16 protein-coding genes are annotated in these 13490 nt (G+C 67.8%); 4 read left to right on the forward strand and 12 right to left on the reverse strand.

Annotated elements, in window-relative coordinates; genetic code table 11:
* From CEX87_RS23730 to pyrR, 6 genes are all read right to left on the reverse strand, one after another.
* On the reverse strand, positions 1-556 hold a 556-nt coding region (locus tag CEX87_RS23730; RefSeq protein ID WP_463605570.1), incomplete at its 3' end, for a carbamoyl phosphate synthase preATP-grasp domain-containing protein.
* 81 nt (positions 557-637) lie between these two features.
* Positions 638-1780 (reverse strand): glutamine-hydrolyzing carbamoyl-phosphate synthase small subunit, encoded by a 1143-nt coding sequence (carA, locus tag CEX87_RS23735; protein WP_064395443.1) that lies wholly within the window; start codon positions 1778-1780, stop codon positions 638-640.
* Between the two features lie 20 nt (positions 1781-1800).
* On the reverse strand, positions 1801-2304 hold the full coding sequence (locus CEX87_RS23740) for a PH-like domain-containing protein (RefSeq protein ID WP_064417172.1): 504 nt from the start codon (positions 2302-2304) through the stop codon (positions 1801-1803).
* Positions 2301-3605, reverse strand: a complete 1305-nt coding sequence (locus CEX87_RS23745) for a dihydroorotase (protein WP_064425960.1) — start codon at positions 3603-3605, stop codon at positions 2301-2303. The genes CEX87_RS23740 and CEX87_RS23745 overlap by 4 nt, the downstream gene beginning before the upstream one ends.
* Positions 3602-4552, reverse strand: a complete 951-nt coding sequence (locus CEX87_RS23750; RefSeq protein ID WP_064395441.1) for an aspartate carbamoyltransferase catalytic subunit — start codon at positions 4550-4552, stop codon at positions 3602-3604. The genes CEX87_RS23745 and CEX87_RS23750 overlap by 4 nt, the downstream gene beginning before the upstream one ends.
* Positions 4549-5145 (reverse strand): bifunctional pyr operon transcriptional regulator/uracil phosphoribosyltransferase PyrR, encoded by a 597-nt coding sequence (gene pyrR / locus CEX87_RS23755; protein WP_064417116.1) that lies wholly within the window; start codon positions 5143-5145, stop codon positions 4549-4551. Before pyrR ends, CEX87_RS23750 begins: the two co-directional genes overlap by 4 nt.
* A 144-nt stretch (positions 5146-5289) precedes the next feature.
* Here pyrR and CEX87_RS23760 point away from each other — a divergent pair, with 144 nt between their 5' ends.
* Entirely contained in the window at positions 5290-6492 is a 1203-nt protein-coding gene (locus CEX87_RS23760) for a serine hydrolase domain-containing protein (RefSeq protein ID WP_064425961.1), read from the forward strand.
* Positions 6493-6509: 17 nt separating this feature from the next.
* Positions 6510-7730, forward strand: a complete 1221-nt coding sequence (locus CEX87_RS23765) for an FAD-dependent monooxygenase (protein WP_064417114.1) — start codon at positions 6510-6512, stop codon at positions 7728-7730.
* 11 nt (positions 7731-7741) lie between these two features.
* On the opposite strand, the gene CEX87_RS23770 is transcribed toward CEX87_RS23765, so the two are convergent.
* From CEX87_RS23770 to CEX87_RS23785, 4 genes are read right to left on the reverse strand one after another with little or no spacing between them, the layout of a single operon-like run.
* Positions 7742-8290, reverse strand: coding sequence for a hypothetical protein (locus CEX87_RS23770; RefSeq protein WP_064395437.1), 549 nt, complete (start codon positions 8288-8290; stop codon positions 7742-7744).
* A 3-nt stretch (positions 8291-8293) separates the two neighbouring features.
* Positions 8294-8773: a transcription antitermination factor NusB gene (gene nusB, locus CEX87_RS23775; protein WP_064395436.1), complete on the reverse strand. Its 480-nt coding sequence runs from the start codon at positions 8771-8773 to the stop codon at positions 8294-8296.
* Positions 8766-9329 (reverse strand): elongation factor P, encoded by a 564-nt coding sequence (gene efp / locus CEX87_RS23780; RefSeq protein ID WP_064395435.1) that lies wholly within the window; start codon positions 9327-9329, stop codon positions 8766-8768. The genes nusB and efp overlap by 8 nt, the downstream gene beginning before the upstream one ends.
* A 17-nt stretch (positions 9330-9346) precedes the next feature.
* Complete coding sequence (locus CEX87_RS23785; protein ID WP_094289374.1) at positions 9347-10432, reverse strand: M24 family metallopeptidase; 1086 nt, start codon at positions 10430-10432, stop codon at positions 9347-9349.
* A gap of 33 nt (positions 10433-10465) precedes the next feature.
* On the opposite strand from CEX87_RS23785, the gene CEX87_RS23790 reads away from it, so the two are divergent.
* Positions 10466-11011, forward strand: coding sequence for a B-4DMT family transporter (locus tag CEX87_RS23790; RefSeq protein WP_064395433.1), 546 nt, complete (start codon positions 10466-10468; stop codon positions 11009-11011).
* An 18-nt stretch (positions 11012-11029) separates the two neighbouring features.
* Complete coding sequence (locus CEX87_RS23795; RefSeq protein ID WP_064395432.1) at positions 11030-11926, forward strand: hypothetical protein; 897 nt, start codon at positions 11030-11032, stop codon at positions 11924-11926.
* Here the strand turns inward: CEX87_RS23795 and aroQ are convergent.
* Both aroQ and aroB read right to left on the reverse strand, forming a co-directional pair.
* A complete protein-coding gene (gene aroQ / locus CEX87_RS23800) occupies positions 11854-12321 on the reverse strand; it encodes a type II 3-dehydroquinate dehydratase (protein WP_064395431.1) in 468 nt (155 codons plus the stop codon). The two genes, CEX87_RS23795 and aroQ, sit on opposite strands and share 73 nt — an antisense overlap.
* 4 nt (positions 12322-12325) lie before the next feature.
* Positions 12326-13402: a 3-dehydroquinate synthase gene (gene aroB / locus CEX87_RS23805; protein ID WP_064395430.1), complete on the reverse strand. Its 1077-nt coding sequence runs from the start codon at positions 13400-13402 to the stop codon at positions 12326-12328.
* Between the last annotated feature and the right edge of the window lie 88 nt (positions 13403-13490).

Here is a 13490-nt window from a genome sequence, read left to right on the forward strand (position 1 = left end):
TCCCCGAGCCCAGCCCGCCCATCGTGAAGGAGGGGCGCACCACCACCGGCAAGCCGAGGTCCTCGACCGTTTCGCGCACCTCGTCCATCGTGAAACACACTCGCGAGCGCGCGGATTCGCCGCCGACCTTGGCGACGATGTCCTTGAACCGCTGCCGGTCCTCGCCGCGCTGGATGGCCTCGAAGTCCGCGCCGATCAGCTCCACGCCGTGCTTGGCCAGCGCCCCCGACTCCGACAGCGCGACCGCGGTGTTCAACGCTGTCTGGCCACCCAGTGTGGCCAGCAGGCCGTCGATCTTGTTGCCGCGCTCGGCCTGCTGCACGATCACCCGCTCGACGAACGCCGGCGTGATCGGCTCGACGTAAGTGTGGTCGGCGTACTCGGGGTCGGTCATGATCGTCGCCGGGTTCGAGTTGATCAGGCTGACCTGCAACCCCTCGGCGCGCAACACCCGGCACGCCTGGGTGCCGGAGTAGTCGAACTCGGCGGCCTGACCGATCACGATCGGCCCGGAGCCGATCACCAGGACGTGGTTCAGGTCGCTCCGCTTGGGCATTAGCTGGCCTCATTCCGCGAAAGTGCATTCCCGCAGCGAAAGTGCGAGTAATGGCCTGCTGGAATGCAATTTCGGCGCAAATCAGGCACCCTTCTCCCCTGCCATCAGGTCGACAAACTGGTCGAACAGATAGTTCGCATCGTGAGGTCCCGCGGCGGCCTCCGGGTGGTACTGCACCGAAAAAGCCAGCCCGCTGACGAGTTTGATGCCCTCCACGACACCGTCGTTGGCGCAGGTGTGGCTGACGATCGCCTCGCCGAACGGGGTATCGAAAACCTCGCCGCGCTCTCCTTCTAACGCGAAACCGTGGTTCTGCGCGGTGATCGCGACGGCGCCGGTCTGGTGGTCGATCACCGGCACGTTGATCCCACGGTGGCCGAATACCATCTTGTACGTCGAGCGTCCCAGCGCACGGCCCAGGATCTGATTGCCGAAACAGATGCCGAACAGCGGAATGCCCGCGCCGAGCACCTCCCGGGTGACGGCCACGATGTGGTCGGCGGTGGCGGGGTCGCCGGGGCCGTTGGACAGGAACACACCGTCGGGTTTCAGGTCGGCGATCTGCTCATAGGTCGTCGACGCCGGCAACACGTGGCTGCGGATACCGCGCCTGGCGAAATTGCGGGGGGTGTTCGTCTTGATGCCGAGGTCGATCGCAGCCACCGTGAACCGTTGCGGTCCTTGAGGTTCCACCACATAGGTGGCGTCGGTGCTGACCTCTCCGGCCAGGTTCGCGCCGAGCATGCCGGGCTGGCTGCGCACCCGCTCGAGCAGTTCGTCGGGGTCGGCCAGCGCCGGACCGGAGAACAACCCGGCCCGCATCGAGCCCCGACTGCGCAAGTGGCGCACCACCGCGCGAGTGTCGATGCCCGCGATGCCGACGATGCCCTGGCGTTCGAGTTCCTCGTCGAGCGTGCCGGTGGCCCGCCAGTTCGAGGCCCTCGGCGAGGGATCGCGCACCGCATAACCGGCCACCCAGATCTTGTCGCCGCGGCTCTCGGCGTCCTCGTGGTTCCATCCGGTGTTGCCGATCTGCGGTGCCGTCGCGACCACGATCTGCCCGTGGTAACTCGGATCGGTGAGCGTCTCCTGATAGCCCGACATTCCCGTGGAGAACACCGCCTCGCCGAGCGCCTGCCCGACCGCGCCGAACGTCGTGCCCGTGAAGACGCGGCCGTCCTCGAGCACCAACAGTGCCTTCTGCGTTTCGCGACGAGCGCTCATCGCCGACTTGTCGCTTCCTCTCACACCGCCTCCTGTTCCACCCAGTGCGAGTACTCGCGGCGGTCGTTGGCGCGGAACCCGGTATCGATTTCGGTGCCCGACGGCAGTCGCCACCGGATCGCGAGAATGCCTTCGTGCGTCATCGCCTTGCCCGCGATCCCCCGCTCGGTGCGGATTTCGGTGATCGCCTCGTCGGGAATCCAGATCGGCAGGGCCCCGCTGCGCTGCAACATGATTCCTTCGGGGTAGCGCGTCAGCACGGCCTTGGCGCGGAAGCCCAGGTCGCCGACCACGATTCGGTCGTTCCAATGGGGGGCCAGCGTGCTGCCGACGTACAGGCCCTTGGTGGCGGACACGATCGCGGGCCCGACCGTGTCGGGAAGCGCGGGCAGTGTCCCGATCAGTTCGGCCTGACGTTCGGCGCGGCGGCGCCATCCCCGGATCATCGCCTGGATCAGCACCGCGATGAGCACGGCCACGACGGCCGCCATGATCAGCGATCCGACGAGCGTGGCTGTATTCATGCCGGACACTTCCCATCGCGCGCAGTCACCTTGCCGCGCAACAACGTCAGCGTCACTGCCCCGGGCAGTTCGAGCGCCTCATAGGGCGTGTTGGCCGACCGGCTGGCCAGGGCGGAACCCTCGACCGTCCACGTCGCGTCCGGGTCGACCACCGTCAGGTTGGCCGGCTCGCCGATTTCCAGTGGCCTTCCCTGATCGGGCAGCCCGACGATTTCGGCGGGCCGCTCGCTCATCACCCGCGCGACGTCCCGCCAGCTCAGCAGCCCCGGGCGCACCATGGTCTCGACCACCACCGACAGCGCGGTCTGCAATCCGAGCATGCCGGGGCGGGCGACGGAGAACTCGCAGCACTTCTCGTGCTCGGCGTGCGGGGCGTGATCGGTGGCCACACAGTCGATGATCCCGTCCGCCAGCGCCTGGCGCAGCGACCGCGCGTCCGAGGCCTCACGCAGCGGCGGGTTGACCCGATAGCGCCCGTCGTAGGTGGCCAGCCGTTCGTCGTCGAGCAGCAAGTGGTGTGGGGTCACCTCCGCTGTGATCGAGATCCCCTGTGATTTCGCCCATCGCACGATCTCGACCGTGCCCGAGGTGGACGCATGGCAGATGTGCACCCGCGCGCCGGCGTCGCGCGCCAGCAGCGCATCGCGCGCGACGATCGACTCCTCGGCCGCGCGCGGCCACCCGGCGAGGCCCAGCCGCGCGGCGTTGGGACCTTCGTGGGCAACGGCGCCGACCGTGAGCCGGGGCTCCTCGGCGTGCTGGGCGATCAGCACGCCGAGCCCGGTGGCGTATTCGAGCGCGCGGCGCATGATCAGCGGGTCGTGCACACAGATGCCGTCGTCGGAGAACATCCGCACCTGCGCGGCACCGCTTGCCATCATCCCCATCTCGGTGAGCTGGGCACCCGCCAGACCGACGGTCACCGCGCCGACGGGGTGCACGTCGACCAGACCCACCTGCTGACCTCGCTGCCAGACATGGTCGGTCACCACGGGGCTGTCGGCGACGGGGGTGGTGTTGGCCATGGCGAACACCGCGGTGTACCCGCCCAGAGCGGCTGCGGCCGAGCCGGTTTCGATGTCCTCGGCGTACTCGCGGCCGGGCTCGCGCAGGTGGGTGTGCAGGTCGACGAAGCCGGGGAGCAGCACCTGATCGGTGGCGTCGATGACCTCGGAGGCCTTCTCGAGGCCGCCGGACTCCGCCAGGTCCGCGCCGATGTCGGCGATCTGCCCGTCGTCCACCAACACGTCGACGCGGTCGCCCTCGCCGTAGAGTCGGACCCCTCGTATCAGCACGCTCATACGCTGATCGCCTCTTTCTCGGCACCCACCAACAAGTGGAACAGCACCGCCATCCGGATATGCACACCGTTGGAAACCTGCTGCAGCACAGCCGATTGCGACGAGTCCGCGACGGAGAACGCGATCTCCATACCGCGGACCATCGGGCCCGGGTGCAGCACCACCGCGTTACCCGAAAGCAGCGCCTGGCGCTTCTCGGACAAGCCGTAGAGCACCGAGTACTCCCTGGCCGACGGGAAGAAGCCGCCGTTCATGCGCTCGGCCTGCACCCTCAACATCAGCACCGCGTCGGCCAGCGGCAGTTCGGCGTCGAGGTCGTGCGAGACCGTGACCGGCCAGCCGGCGACACCGACCGGCAGCAACGTCGGCGGCGCGACCAACACCACCTCCGCGCCGAGGGTGTGCAGCAGAAGCACATTCGAGCGGGCCACCCGGCTGTGCAGGACATCGCCGACGATGACCACCCGCTTGCCCTCGATGTCGCCGAGGCGCTGGCGGATGGTCAACGCGTCGAGCAGCGCCTGGGTGGGGTGCTCGTGGGTGCCGTCGCCGGCGTTGATGACCGCAGGACCGTGCCCGTCCTCGGTGGCCGTCCACTCGGCGAGTTGTTGCGGCGCTCCCGAGGCAGGGTGGCGCAGGATCAGCGCGTCGGCTCCGGCGGCGCGCAGCGTCAACGCGGTGTCGCGCAGCGACTCCCCCTTGGACACCGACGATCCCGAGGCGCTGACGTTGATCACGTCGGCGCTCATCCACTTGCCGGCGACCTCGAAGGAGACCCGGGTGCGGGTCGAGTTCTCGTAGAACATCGTGATGATCGTGCGCCCGCGCAGGGTGGGCAGCTTCTTGACCTCGCGGCCGAGCAGCGCCTGGCTGAAACGGTCGGCGTTGTCGAGGATCGCCAGCGCGTCGTCGCGCGACAGATCCGCCGCCGAGAGCAGATGTTTCACCTGATCGGACCTCCGTACGGCGCGATGGACACACGGTCGTGGCCATCGTCTTCGGCCAACCGGACCTTGACGTTCTCGCTTCGGGACGTGGGCACGTTCTTGCCCACGTAGTCGGCGCGCAGCGGCAGCTCCCGGTGGCCGCGGTCGACGAGGACGGCCAGCTGCACCGCCTTCGGTCTGCCGATGTCACGCAGCGCGTCCAGGGCCGCGCGCACCGAGCGGCCGGTGTAGAGCACGTCGTCGACGAGGATGACCAGCGACTGATCGACACCGCCCTCGGGTATCGAGGTCTCCTCCAGAGCGCGGGGCGGCTTGAAGTCGAGGTCGTCGCGGTACAGCGTGTTGTCGAGCGCGCCGTGCGGGACGACGACGCCGGAGAACTCCTTGATTTTCTCGGCGAGCCGGGTGGCCAGCGTCACGCCCCGGGTCGGGATGCCGAGCAGGACGACGCGGGGAGCCGTGGCGTCGTCGGGGGAACCGTCGAGTGCGGTCTTCTCGATGATCTGGTGGGCGATACGGGAAATGGTGCGGCCGACGTCCGCTGCGGACATCAGCTCCCGGTCGGTGCCCGACGAGCCTTCATGCGCGCCCAAGCGACTCTGACCTCCTTCTCCGCCTCTCTGGACGGCTCCTTAAAGGACGTCGAAACTGCGGGGAAGCTTAGCACCCGGATGACGGTGGTCCGTTCGCGCCACGAAGGCGACTGCCCACACCACCGTGTCAGTAGGCTTGCCGCGATGAAACTCGACGGCAACCACGCGTCCATCCGCGAGGCGATCGACGCCGGGCTCCTCGCCGGGGCGGTGACCCTCGTGTGGCACGCCGGCGAGGTGGTTCAGGTCAACGAGTTGGGGCACCGCGACGTCGACGCCGGGCTGCCGATGCAGCGCGACACGCTCTTCCGCATCGCCTCGATGACCAAGCCGGTGACGGTCGCGGCCGCGATGAGCATTCTCGAGGAGGGCCGCTTCGCGCTCACCGACCCGATCGCCAGGTGGGTGCCCGAACTCGCCGACATGCAGGTGCTTGTCGACCCGCGGGGTGAGCTCGACAAGACCACGCCTGCCCGGCGTCTCATCACGTTCGACGACCTGATGACCCACCGCAGCGGTCTGGCCTATGCCTTCTCGGTGTTGGGTCCGTTGAGCCGCGCCTACGGCCGGATGTCGTTCCGCCAGGATCAGGACCGCTGGCTGGCCGAGCTGGCCGCCTTGCCGCTGGCGCACCAGCCCGGTGACCGGCTCACCTACAGCCACGCCACCGACGTGCTGGGGATCGCGTTATCGCGGATCGAGGGCAAACCGTTGTCCGACATCTTGCGCGAACGGATCTTTGAGCCCTTACAGATGCCCGACACCGGGTTCTCGGTGGGCACGTCGCGACGACACCGCGCCGCGACGATGTACAAGCTCGACCAGAACAACACCCTGCAGCACGACGTGATGGGACCCGCACCGATCACCGATCCGCCGTTCTGCACCGGCGGTGCCGGATTGTGGTCGACAGTCGATGACTACTTGCGCTTTGCGCAGATGCTGTTGGCCGGCGGGACGCTGGACGGTGTCCGGGTGCTGTCAGAGGAGTCCGTGCGGCTGATGCGCACCGACCGCCTGACCGACGAGCAGAAGCGCCAGGACTTTCTCGGCGCCCCGTTCTGGGTGGGCCGCGGGTTCGGGCTGAACCTGTCGGTGGTGACCGATCCGGCGAAATCCCAGCCGCTGTTCGGGCCCGGCGGGCTGGGTACGTTCAGCTGGCCCGGTGCGTACGGCACATGGTGGCAGGCCGACCCGTCCGCGGATCTGATCCTGATCTACCTGGTCCAGAACCTGCCCGATCTCAACGTCGACATGGCCGCGATCGCGGGCAACACCTCGCTGGCCAAGCTGCAGAGCGCTCAGCCGAAATTCGTCCGCCGGACCTACCAGGCACTCGACATCTGAGCGTTTAGTCTGGCGGCATGACCCAGCAGACCGTCCTGATCAGTGGCGCCGGGATCGCCGGGCCGTCGTTGGCGTTCTGGTTGACGCGCAAGGGATATCGCGTTGTCGTCGTGGAGATCGCACCGGGCGTGCGGCCCGGCGGCCAGACGGTCGATCTGCGCGGCGCGGGCGGCGACGTCGTCGAGCGGATGGGGCTGATCGACCAGATGCGGGCCCGCGCGCTCGAACAGCGCGGTGCGGCCTGGGTGCGTTCCGACGGCAGCAGACGTGCCGAGATGCCGGTGACCGCGTTCGACGGCAACGGTCTGGTGTCGAAGTTGGAGATCCTGCGCGGCGATCTGGTCGACGTGCTGTACGAGGCCACCCGCGACTCCGTCGAATACCGTTTCGGACAGCGGATCTCGGAACTTCGCGAAGTCGACGCGGGAGTCGAGGCGACGCTGGCCGACGGCACAGTGCTGCACGCCGACCTCGTCGTCGGCGCCGACGGTCCGCATTCGGCCGTGCGCCGCCTGGCCTTCGGCCCCGAGGATCAGTTCGTCAAGCCGATCGGCGGATACAACGCGTGGTTCTCCGCGCCCGACAGCGTCGGACTCGACGGCTGGTACCTGCTCTACCAGGCTCCCGGCGGCCTGAACGCCTCGATGCGGCCCTCCCACGATCCCGCAATCGCCAAGGCCGGCCTGGCTTTTCGATCCGAGCCGATTGAGTACGACCGGCACGACCCCGACCAACAGCGCCGGATCCTCGCCGAGCGGTTCGCAGGCGCCGGGTGGGAGTGCGACGCGCTGCTGGCCGCCGCCGACCAAGCCGACGACTTCTACTTCGATTCTTTCGCCCAGATCCACATGCCGTCATGGTCGACGGGACGCGTCACCCTCGTCGGCGATGCCGGATACTGCGCATCGCCGCTGTCGGGCATGGGTACGAGCCTCGCCCTTGTCGGCGCCTATCTTCTCGCGGGCGAACTGGGCCCGGCGGATTCGTTCGAGGCCGACGGCATCGCCGAGGCGCTGGCGCGGTACGAGTCGCGGATGCGCCCCTACGTCGACACCTGCCAGAAGTTGAACAACACCATCGACCGGTACGCACCGATGAAGGAGTCCGACATCGCGGTCAACGCGGCGGTGATGAAGTGGATGCAGCGCTGGCCGTTTCGACCGGTGGCCGCGCGGCTGTGGTTCACGACGGCCGACTCGATCGAGTTGCCGGACTATCGAGACTCCGTGGCCCGGTAATCGTCGGCGCGCTACTGCATGCTGCGCGACAGGACCCGCCCGAACTGCAACAGCCGCTGCATCTGCGCGAGCCCGCCGTTGTCGACGGACTTGTAGTAGCGGAACGACTCGCAGTAGACGTCGGATTCGGTGGCGGACTTCTGTCGTGCGCGGGTGATCAGTTGGGTGTACATGCGCAACCTGACCTCCGACAGGCGCCGGGCGCCGTCGTCGAGCACCTCGTACTCGGTAGTCAGCACGTGATCGGTGATCGTCGACAACAGGATCGTGCGCACCGAGGCGTTGAGCACGCGACGGTCGCGGTCCGTCGACGACATCTCGTCGTCGGCGCGCCACATGATCAGCCGGTGCCCGTCGGTGAGGACGACCTCCTGCCACAGGGATTGGTCCTCCTCGCCCCACGGCTCGTCGATGTCGCCGCGCGACATGATGAACGACTTGATGATCGGCAGGTCCACCACCGACCGCAGTTGGTCGAGCGCGAGTTCGGGATCGCGTAGATACACCCTGGCCGCTTCGTCGACGCTGGAGTACGGCGCCCAGTCCTGCGGTGTGGGCATCGCCTATCCCCCGCTCCCCTCACCCCGCACGGCCGCAGCGGCGGCACGAATCTGTGGCGTCACGAGCATCACCTGACCCAGCACTCCGTTGACGAAACCCGGTGAGTCGTCGGTGGACAACTGTTTGGCGAGTTCGACCGCCTCGTCGACGGCCACCGGTTCGGGGACGTCCTCGGCGTGCAGCAGCTCCCACACCGCGACCCGCAGGATCGCGCGATCGACGGCAGGCAGCCTCTCGAGCGTCCAGCCCTGCAGATGGGAGGCGATCAGATCGTCGATGTGTGCGGCGTGCTCCGTCACACCACGGGCCACCGTCACCGTGTAGGGGTTGAGCGGCGATACGTCGGACTGGTTCTCGGCCAACGCATTTCGTGCATCGGCCACCTCGGCCGAGGTGAGCCCGCGCGCTTCGGCTTCGAAGAGCAGGTCGACGGCGCGCTTGCGTGCCTGATGCCTGCCCCGATCGCCCTTCCGGTCAGGCATTCACCCGACCCAGGTAGCTGCCGTCACGCGAATCGATCTTCAGCTTGTCGCCGGTGTTGATGAACAGCGGCACCTGGATCTCGGCACCGGTCTCGACGGTCGCGGGTTTGGTGCCGGCGCTGGAGCGGTCACCCTGCAGGCCCGGCTCGGTGTGGGTCACCTCGAGTTCGACGGTCACAGGCAACTCGAGGTAGAGCGGATTGCCGTCGTGGAAGGCGATCTGCACCGGCATGCTCTCCAGCAGGAACCCAGCGGCGCGGCCAACGAGGGACTCGGGCAGCGGATGCTGCTCGTAGTCCTCGGAATCCATGAACACGAAATCCGAACCGTCGCGGTACAGGTAGGTCGCGTCGCGCCGGTCGACCGTCGCGGTCTCGACCTTCACCCCGGCGTTGTAGGTCTTGTCCACGGTCTTGCCAGAGACGACGTTCTTGAGCTTGGTGCGCACGAAGGCCGGTCCCTTGCCCGGTTTGACGTGCTGGAATTCGATGATCTGCCAAAGTTGGCCGTCGATCACCAGGACGAGCCCGTTCTTGAAGTCGGCGGTCGTTGCCACGTTGGTAGTACTCCTTGTCAGAGGATGGCCAGTTCCTTGGGGAACCGGGTGAGCAAGTCTGGAGCGCCGTCCCCGACGACGAGCGTGTCCTCGATGCGGACACCGCCACGGTCGGGCAGATAGACACCGGGCTCCACGGTCACCGCGGAGCCAGCAAGCAGTGTACCGACGGAGGCCCCGCTGATTCCTGGCGCTTCGTGGATCTGCAGTCCCACGCCGTGGCCGAGGCCGTGGGTGAAGTTCTCGATGTAACCGGCGTCGGCGATGACCTGCCGCGATGCCGCGTCGACGTCCTTGCACGCGACTCCCGGCGCCAACGCCTCCCGGCCCGCCTTCTGAGCGGCGGACACCAACGCGTAGATCTCGCGCTGCCAGTCCGCGATCGGCGCGAGCACGAAGGTCCTGGTCATGTCGGAGTGGTAACCGCTCACCAACGCGCCGAAATCGATCTTGACGAAATCGCCGGCCGTCAGAACGGCATCGGTGGGCCGGTGATGCGGAATCGCCGAGTTCGGTCCGGCCGCCACGATCGTGTCGAAAGACGGACCGTCGGCGCCGTGTTCGAGCATCAGCCACTCCAGTTCGCGGGCGACCTCCTTCTCACTGCGACCGGCCCGCAGCCCACCGCGGTCGACCAGGTCTTGCAGTGCCGCGTCGGCAGCCTCGCAGGCCAGCCGCAGCAGTGCGACCTCGCCGGCGTCCTTGACTTCGCGCAGCGCCTCGACGGTCCCGGCGGCGCGCACCATGTCGATCTGTTCTCCAGCGGCCTTCTCCAGAACTGAAAAAGCATCGACGGTGACCACATGGCTCTCGAAGCCGAGCCGGCGCACGCCGTCGGCGGCGGCACGACCCGCCAGATGCGGTCCGCACGCCCGCTCGATGACGATTTCGGCGTCGGGCGCCTGCTGCCCTGCCTGCGTGCGATAGCGCCCGTCGGTCGCCAGCACCGGCGTTTCGTCGTCCGCCTTGATCAGCAGGGCGGCGTTGGAGCCGGTGAACCCGCTCAGATAGCGCACGTTGACCAGGTCCGATACCAACATGGCATCGATTTCGGATTTGGCCAGCCGCTCGCGCAACCGGCTCCGGCGCTGTGAAATAGTCACGGTCGATGACGCTACTCGCTAAGGTGAGGCCCCATGAGTAAGTGGTTGCTGCGCGGACTGGTGTTCGCGACCCTGATGGTGATCGTGCGATTGCTGCAGGGCGCGCTGATCAACGCGTGGGAAACCAAGGCAGGATTGATCAGCGTCGTGCTGGTCGTTCTGTTCGCAGTTGCGGTATTCATCTGGGGGTTCATCGACGGCCGCGCCGACGCCCGCGCCAACCCGGACCCGGACCGCCGCGGAGACCTGGCAATGGTCTGGCTGCTGGCCGGCCTGTTCGCCGGGATCGTCAGCGGCGCGGTGGCCTGGTTCATCTCGCTGTTCTACAAGGCGCTCTACGTCGAGGCGCTCGTCAACGAGCTCACCACCTTCGCGGCGTTCACCGCGCTGCTGGTGTTCCTGATGGCGCTCGCCGGGGTGGCCCTGGGCCGCTGGCTCGTCGACCGCAAGGCCGACCAGACGCCGCACCTGCACCGCGCCGGTGACGACGACCGCACCGACACCGACGTCTTCGCCGCGGTCAGTCAACCGGGCACGGACGACACCACCCAGACCGCACCCCGCGACGACCGGGTCTAGCTCTAGGCCCAGCGCTCCGTGAACCCGGACGAGTTCTGCACGTCCGACCAATGGAGCGTGTTGTCGTCCGCGTCGGCGAACTCCCAACTGGCCGGGGTGCTCGGCGGCTTCCTGATCACCGCGATCGCCCTGCTGTTCGACAAGAACAGCCGCGAAGGCGTGCACACGCTGGCGCTGTTCTCCTCGGCCGTCCTGGTCCTGATGCTCGACAGCTTCCTGTTCAGCTTGATCACCGGAACCCAGGTGCCCGACGGGGCGCGCCGGGCCACCTGTGCGATCGCCTGGACTCAGGGTGCGGTGTCGACCGGGATGCTGGCCGCGGGGGCGGCTGCGCTGTTCGGCGGGCTCGGCTGGATGCTGGCCAGCCACGCCGTCAACAAGATCAGCGACCAGGACCCCGCCGATGTGCGCGCGTATGGCTTCCTTGCCGAACTCGGCGGTTGGTTGACCTTCGCGGCCGCGATGACGGCGACGCTGATCGTGTCCGAGACCTCGATCGATTACCTGCGCTTCATGTGGGGGCACCGGCCCGCGGTGTGGGTCGAGGGCACCATCGTCGTCGCAGCCGCGGCATTCGTCATCGCCGATTTCGTGTTGGTGTACCTGCGCACCCGGGCGTTACGAAAGTCGTTGGCCGACACCACCGAACCGACGCTCCTCGAGCTTCGGTCCATCCAGTTCGCCACGATCGGCACCGTGGTGCTTGCGATCTTTGGATCCTGGCTCGCCGTAAGCCTGGCCCGCATCCCCGAGGCCTGGCTCACGGCGCCGAACCCGGCGATCGTCGTCTGCGTGCTGATGCTCACGCTCGTGATGCCGACGGTGATCTCGACGGCGATCTGCTATTCGGTGGCCAGCACCGACGAACGCGGTTCCTCGCCGAGGCTGGCCAGATACCGCAGGGCCAACAGGTAACCCTGCACGCCGAGGCCGACGATCACTCCCGTGGCCACGGCGCTGAGGTACGAATGATGCCGAAACTCCTCGCGCGCGTGCACGTTCGAGATGTGCACCTCGATCAGCGGCGCGCGCAGTTCGCTGCAGGCATCGCGCAGGGCGACCGACGTGTGGGTCAGCGCGCCGGCGTTGATGATCACCGGATCACCGGCGTCGGCGGCCGCGTGGATCCAGCCCAGCAGGTCGGCCTCGTTGTCACTCTGGCGCACAACGGCCTTCAGTCCGAGGGCATCGGCTTCGCGGTCGATGAGCGCCACCAACTCGTCGTGGGTGGTGCTGCCGTACACGCCGGGTTCGCGGCGGCCCAGCCGACCGAGGTTGGGGCCGTTGAGCACGAGCACAGTCTGGGTCATGACGTCACCGCCCTATTTCTGCGTAGGCCGCCGCCAGAAGTGACGGGTCAGGCCCTTCCAGGCGTCCGGGCTTGCCGAGCCCGTCGAGCACGACGAACCGCAGCACACCGGCGCGGGTCTTCTTGTCACCGGCCATGTTTTCCAGCAAGTCGCCGAACGCGTCGGGGTCATAGCTGACCGGGAGCCCGAGCGACGTCAGCACGGAACGGTGCCGCTCGGCGGTTTCGTCGTCCAGCCGGCCCGCGAGCCGGCCGAGTTCGGCGGCGAAGACCAGCCCCACCGAAACTGCGGCGCCGTGCCGCCACTGGTAGCGTTCGCGGCGTTCGATCGCGTGGGCGAGGGTATGGCCGTAGTTCAGGATCTCGCGTAGTTGCGACTCCTTCTCGTCGGCGGCCACCACCTCGGCCTTGACCGCGATCGCGCGGCGGATCAGTTCGGGAAGCACGGTGCCCGTCGGGTCGAGCGCCGCCTCTGGGTCGGCTTCGATCAGATCGAGGATGGTCGGGTCGGAGATGAAGCCGGCCTTGACGATCTCGGCCATACCGGCCACGAGTTCGTTGCGCGGCAACGTCTCCAGGGTCGCGAGGTCCACGAGCACGGCCGCCGGCTGGTGGAACGCGCCGACCAGGTTCTTGCCCGCGTCGGTGTTGATGCCGGTCTTCCCGCCGACCGCGGCGTCGACCATGCCGAGCAGCGTGGTCGGCACGTGCACGATGTCGATGCCGCGCAGCCAGGTGGCCGCGGCGAACCCGGCGACGTCGGTCGCCGCTCCCCCGCCCAGGCTGACGATCGCATCCTTGCGGCCGACCCCGATGCGGCCCAGCACTTCCCAGATGAACCCGACGACGGGCAGGTCCTTGCCCTTCTCGGCGTCCGGGATCTCGATGCGGTGTGCGTCGATCCCCTTGTCTGCCAGGGTGCTTCGTATGACCTCGGCGGTCTGCGCCAGCGTCGGCTGGTGCAGGATCGCGACCTTGTGCCTGCCCTCGAGCACGCGCTCGAGATCGCCGAGCAGTCCGGTGCCGACGATCACCGGGTAGGACGGGTCGACGCGGACGTCTATGGTCACGGGCTCAATCACGGTTGGCCTTCGGATTGCGGGCGGCGACCGCCGCCGGGGACGGCGGGGCCTCGGTACTGGGTTCGGCGGTCAGCTGCGACGGCCCCCT

This window comes from Mycobacterium lehmannii (assembly GCF_002245535.1).
Taxonomy (GTDB): Bacteria; Actinomycetota; Actinomycetes; order Mycobacteriales; family Mycobacteriaceae; genus Mycobacterium; species Mycobacterium lehmannii.

Bases quoted from the DNA above. Each gene is read 5' to 3' on its own strand.
- carA (WP_064395443.1), bottom strand. From the start codon at position 1,780: ATGAGCGCTCGTCGCGAAACGCAGAAGGCACTGTTGGTGCTCGAGGAC.
- CEX87_RS23740 (WP_064417172.1), bottom strand. From the start codon at position 2,304: ATGAATACAGCCACGCTCGTCGGATCGCTGATCATGGCGGCCGTCGTG.
- CEX87_RS23745 (WP_064425960.1), bottom strand. From the start codon at position 3,605: ATGAGCGTGCTGATACGAGGGGTCCGACTCTACGGCGAGGGCGACCGC.
- CEX87_RS23760 (WP_064425961.1), top strand. From the start codon at position 5,290: ATGAAACTCGACGGCAACCACGCGTCCATCCGCGAGGCGATCGACGCC.
- CEX87_RS23765 (WP_064417114.1), top strand. From the start codon at position 6,510: ATGACCCAGCAGACCGTCCTGATCAGTGGCGCCGGGATCGCCGGGCCG.
- CEX87_RS23770 (WP_064395437.1), bottom strand. From the start codon at position 8,290: ATGCCCACACCGCAGGACTGGGCGCCGTACTCCAGCGTCGACGAAGCG.
- nusB (WP_064395436.1), bottom strand. From the start codon at position 8,773: ATGCCTGACCGGAAGGGCGATCGGGGCAGGCATCAGGCACGCAAGCGC.
- CEX87_RS23790 (WP_064395433.1), top strand. From the start codon at position 10,466: ATGAGTAAGTGGTTGCTGCGCGGACTGGTGTTCGCGACCCTGATGGTG.
- aroQ (WP_064395431.1), bottom strand. From the start codon at position 12,321: ATGACCCAGACTGTGCTCGTGCTCAACGGCCCCAACCTCGGTCGGCTG.